The sequence below is a fragment of the Roseovarius sp. genome, assembly GCF_018066915.1.
In the GTDB taxonomy this organism is placed as follows: Bacteria; Pseudomonadota; Alphaproteobacteria; order Rhodobacterales; family Rhodobacteraceae; genus Roseovarius.
In genome coordinates this window covers 1-4,571 of the sequence record NZ_JAGPVV010000066.1, presented here as the reverse complement: position 1 = coordinate 4,571, position 4,571 = coordinate 1, and the positions used below count along the sequence as shown (strand labels likewise).

General features: G+C 65.4%; 6 protein-coding genes and 1 pseudogene. 2 read left to right on the top strand and 5 right to left on the bottom strand.

Going from position 1 to position 4,571, the window contains the following annotated elements; genetic code table 11:
- Nucleotides 1-360, bottom strand: a pseudogene (locus KBT70_RS04205) (peptide chain release factor N(5)-glutamine methyltransferase); the annotation flags it as partial.
- Nucleotides 357-1,403, bottom strand: a complete 1,047-nt coding sequence (prfA, locus tag KBT70_RS04200) for a peptide chain release factor 1 (protein WP_296629170.1) — start codon at nucleotides 1,401-1,403, stop codon at nucleotides 357-359. The gene prfA and the pseudogene KBT70_RS04205, both read right to left, overlap by 4 nt.
- A gap of 66 nt (nucleotides 1,404-1,469) precedes the next feature.
- On the opposite strand from prfA, the gene KBT70_RS04195 reads away from it, so the two are divergent.
- The gene (locus KBT70_RS04195; protein ID WP_296629167.1) at nucleotides 1,470-1,757 is read left to right on the top strand and encodes a hypothetical protein; all 288 of its coding nucleotides are present in this window, start codon (nucleotides 1,470-1,472) and stop codon (nucleotides 1,755-1,757) included.
- On the opposite strand, the gene KBT70_RS04190 is transcribed toward KBT70_RS04195, so the two are convergent.
- From KBT70_RS04190 to KBT70_RS04180, 3 genes are read right to left on the bottom strand one after another with little or no spacing between them, the layout of a single operon-like run.
- Nucleotides 1,689-2,093, bottom strand: coding sequence for a DUF1499 domain-containing protein (locus tag KBT70_RS04190; protein ID WP_296629165.1), 405 nt, complete (start codon nucleotides 2,091-2,093; stop codon nucleotides 1,689-1,691). The two genes, KBT70_RS04195 and KBT70_RS04190, sit on opposite strands and share 69 nt — an antisense overlap.
- 19 nt (nucleotides 2,094-2,112) lie before the next feature.
- On the bottom strand, nucleotides 2,113-2,508 hold the full coding sequence (locus KBT70_RS04185) for a cell division protein ZapA (protein ID WP_296629163.1): 396 nt from the start codon (nucleotides 2,506-2,508) through the stop codon (nucleotides 2,113-2,115).
- The gene (locus KBT70_RS04180) at nucleotides 2,501-3,004 is read right to left on the bottom strand and encodes a hypothetical protein (RefSeq protein WP_296629160.1); all 504 of its coding nucleotides are present in this window, start codon (nucleotides 3,002-3,004) and stop codon (nucleotides 2,501-2,503) included. The genes KBT70_RS04185 and KBT70_RS04180 overlap by 8 nt, the downstream gene beginning before the upstream one ends.
- Before the next feature lie 210 nt (nucleotides 3,005-3,214).
- Between KBT70_RS04180 and KBT70_RS04175 the strand changes: the two genes are divergently transcribed.
- On the top strand, nucleotides 3,215-4,571 hold a 1,357-nt coding region (locus KBT70_RS04175; RefSeq protein ID WP_296629158.1), incomplete at its 3' end, for a transketolase.

Below are 4,571 nucleotides of genomic sequence, written 5' to 3'. Positions count from 1 at the left end.
ACTCCCCGTGCCAAGATCGAGCAAAGTCAAGGGCTTGGGTCCCGCCAACGCCTCGGCGATCAGACATTCGGTCTCGGGGCGCGGATCGAGAACATCCGCTGTCACCTCAAACTTCCGCCCCCAGAACACCCGCCGCCCAAGGATCTTGGCCACTGGCTCGCGCGCCGCCCGCCGCGCGATCAGCGCCGCGAACCGCACCGCCGCCCCAGGTTCCAGCTCATCGCCCAGATGCAGCGTCAGCCGGTCGCGCGCGATCCCCACTGCCTCGGCCAAGAGGGCGCGCGCATCCCCCGCTGCCCCCGCGATGCCCGCCGCCTCCAGACGCCGCGCAGCCTCCAACAAGGCCTCGCGCAGGGTCACGACATTTCGGCCAGCAAGGTGGCCTGCGCATCCGCCGTCAGCGCGTCAATGACCTCATCGAGATCACCGCCCAAAACCTGCTCCAATTTATAGAGCGTCAGGTTGATCCGGTGATCGGTCATCCGGCCTTGAGGGAAATTATAGGTGCGAATCCGCTCGGACCGGTCGCCCGTGCCCACCTGCGCCGCGCGATTGGCGCTGCGTTCGCTGTCCACGCGGTTGCGCTCCAGATCATAGAGCCGGGTTTTGAGCACCTGCATGGCAATCTCGCGGTTGCGATGCTGCGACTTCTCGGAACTCGTGACAACGATTCCCGTGGGCAAATGCGTGATCCGCACCGCCGAATCGGTGGTGTTCACATGCTGGCCGCCGGCCCCCGACGAGCGCATCGTGTCGATCCGCAGATCATTGCTGTTGATCTGGATATCCACATCCTCCGCCTCGGGCAGCACCGCCACCGTCGCGGCAGAGGTATGGATACGCCCGCCGCTTTCGGTCTCGGGCACGCGCTGCACCCGGTGAACCCCCGATTCGTATTTGAGCCGGGCAAAGACCCCCTCGCCGCCGATGCGCGCCACCAATTCGCGGATCCCGCCCAATTCGCTCTGCTGTTCCTCGATCACCTCAAAGGTCCAGCCGCGCGCCTCCGTGTAGCGCTGATACATGCGCATCAGGTCCGCCGCAAAGAGCGCCGCCTCTTCGCCCCCCGTGCCGGGCCGGATTTCCAGGATCGCCGGTCGCGCATCCGCCTCGTCGCGCGGCAAGAGCGCCAGTTGCAGCCGTTGCTCCATCTCCGGCAACCGCGCCTCCAGCACCGAGACCTCCTCGCGCGCCAGATCGCGCATCTCGGGGTCGCCCAGCATCGCGCGCGCCCCCTCCAGATCGTCCAGCGCCTGCCGATAGGCGCGGATTTCCTCGACCACGGGGCGCAATTCGGAATACTCGCGCCCAAGGCGGGCAATATCGCCACCGCCCTGCATCATCTGCGCCTCGACAAAGTCAAAGCGCTCCGCAATCTGTTGCAATCTGTCCAAGGGTACCATGGGAATGATCCTCTGTCCCATCCTTGTGACTTGGTCAAGAGGCGTCACCTGTGCTAGAATCGCGGTATGAAAGCGATTTTGCCCCTCCTCTTGATCTGCGCCACCCCGGCGCTCGCCGATGCCACCATCGGGCGCAAGACCGTGGAATGTTACTGCACCGACAAGAGCGGCGCGCGCGTCGAGATGGGCGAGACAATCTGCCTTCAGGTCGATGGCAATATGTTCATGGCGCAATGCCAGATGTCGCTCAACGTGCCGATGTGGCGCAAGATCACGGACGGATGCCTATCCTCCCGCCTGCCCCAGTCGCTGCAACCAGCCGTCGATACGGGCGGCGTTGACGCCCAGATCTGACTTGCCAAAGCGCAGACGCCCGTAAATCTCAAGCCTCTCGCCCGTCTGCCGCACCGTCGTGTAATCCGGAAACCCAAAGACCCGCGAGCGCGTGACATAGGTGATCATCCCCTGCGCCACATCCCCGGCCAAAATTTGCGTGCGCGGTGTAGCGCGGATGATGGCATCAAGCGCCGCCAGATCCCCCGGCACCACCCGCACCGCCCCGCCCGCCAGATCCCCCGGCGCAAGGCTCTCGGGCATCGCATGCCAGCGCGCCGGATCACTCGGCGCCAGCCGCACATAGGCCATTCCCGCCACGATGGCGACGAGAACCAAACCCAGCCAGAGCCTCATCGTAGCGCCTCGCCGCCGCTCACCCGGCCCGCGCCCCGTCCACGGTCTCGGCCAGCGCCTCGGCCCGCGCGGCGATCTCGGCCAGCGTGTCCACAACCGCGTCGGGCACCACCGGCACCTCGATCCGCTGCGCCTCGGGGGCGGGGGCATTGCGCAACTGATCCAGTTCCGCGTCCTTCTCCGCCAGCCGGTCCTCGGCCTCGCGCAGCTTGTCCTGCAATCCTGCGGTCTTGTCGGCGAGCATCAGCCCCGCCATCAGCAACATGCGCGGCTCGGGGATGCGCCCGATCTGTGCGGCCAAGACGGCGGCCTCTTCGTCCAGCATCTTGGCGGCGGTGTAGAGGTAATGTTCCTCTCCCGCCTGACAGGCCACCTCGAAACTGCGCCCCCCGATCTCGATCTGAACCTCAGGCATCCGATGTCTCCGTTTTCTCTGTCTGCTCTTGCGCACTTGCGGCCTCGGCGATCACCTGCCCCAAGGCCCCCAGCAGCGCCTCGACCTCGCCCCGGTCCGCGCCCCGCGCGGCGCGCAGCCCCTCCAACTCGGCCATCATGGCCTTGTTGATCAGATGCGGCTCGGCCACACCCCCGGCCTGCGCCTCGCGCAGCGCCTGATTGTTGTCGCGCAACTGCTGATTGGCCTTGCGCAGCGATTGCAGATCCGCATCGAGCTTGCGCAGGCTCTCGGCCTGCGCCCCCTCTGCCGCGTCCAGCTTGGTGTGCAGCGCCTTGATCCGCTCTTGCAACTGCGCATTGGCCAGCCGCTCTTCCTCCAACTGCTCGCGCAGCTTGGTCAGTTCTTCGGGATCGGCCGCCACTTCGGCCGCCGCCACGGGCCGCCCCTCCAGCCCCTGCGCGATGCGGTCCAGCGCCGCCGTGATCCGTGCCTGCAACTCGTTTATCTGGCTCATCCTCGGGGTCCTCGCTTCTTTGCCCGCATGCCCCACGAATCGCACACCGGGCGGGTTTTGATCAAGTCTAATGAAAGCATCGGCGAAATGCGCCCCCAAACCCGCTCAATCCAGCGCTTCAGCCGCCTCGCGCTTGAACTTCTGGACCGGGCTGGTATGCAACGCCCAGATACACCCGTCAGACACCGCCATTCAAAGGATGCACGCCCCGTGGACATCGCCGCCCTCCGCTCCGCCAACCCCGATCACTGGAAAAAGGCCACCGCCATCCGCGCGCTGACCCTCGACGCCGTCGCCGCCGCCAATTCCGGCCATTCCGGCATGCCGATGGGCATGGCCGATGTCGCGACCGTGCTCTATGAAAAACACCTCAAGTTCGATCCGGCCAACCCCAACTGGCCCGACCGCGACCGCTTCATCCTCTCGGCCGGGCATGGCTCGATGCTGCTCTATTCCCTGCTGCATCTGACCGGCTATGCCGACATGACGATCGAGCAGATCCGCAATTTCCGCCAATGGGGGGCCAAGACCGCAGGCCACCCGGAATATGGCCACGCCACCGGCATCGAGACCACGACCGGCCCGCTTGGTCAGGGTATTTCCAACGCCGTGGGCTTTGCCATGGCCGAAGAAATGCTGCGCGCCCGCTTTGGCGCGAAGCTGATGGATCACTATACCTATGTCATCGCCGGCGACGGCTGCTTGATGGAGGGGGTGAGCCAAGAGGCCATCGGTCTGGCCGGACGGCACCAGTTGTCGCGCCTCATCGTGCTCTGGGACAACAACAACATCACCATCGACGGCACCGTCGATCTCGCGGACCGCACCGATCAGGTGGCGCGCTTCCGGGCCTCCGGCTGGCATGTGATCGAGATTGACGGGCATGATCCGGCGGCAATTGACGCAGCCCTGACCGAGGCCAAGACCACCCGTCAACCGACGATGATCGCCTGCAAGACCCATATCGCCCTTGGTCACGCCGCGCAGGACACCTCCAAGGGCCATGGCGCGCTGACCAATCCCGATCAGCTCACCGCCGCCAAAGAGGCCTATGGCTGGCCCTATGGCCCGTTCGAAATCCCCGCAGATGTGAAATCCGCATGGGAGAACATCGGCAAACGGGGTGCCGCGACCTATGCCGCATGGGCCAAACGCCTGTCCGAAACTTCGCCCGCGCGTCAGGCCGAGATTGAGCGCATCTTCAACCGCGACATGCCGGTCAAACTCGGCGCGCGCATCCGCGCCCTGAAAAAGCAGATCAGCGCCGAGGCCCCCAAAGTGGCCACCCGCCAATCCTCGGAAATGGTGCTCGAGGTCGTCAATCCGATCCTTCAGGAAACCGTTGGCGGCTCTGCTGATCTTTCGGGGTCCAACAATACCCGCTCGGGCGATATGACCGTCTTTGACGTGGACAACCGCAAGGGCCGCTACATCCACTGGGGCATCCGCGAGCATGGCATGGCCGCCGCGATGAACGGCATGGCGCTGCACGGCGGCATCCGCCCCTATGGCGGCACCTTCATGTGCTTTACCGATTACGCCCGCCCTGCCATGCGTCTGGCCGCCC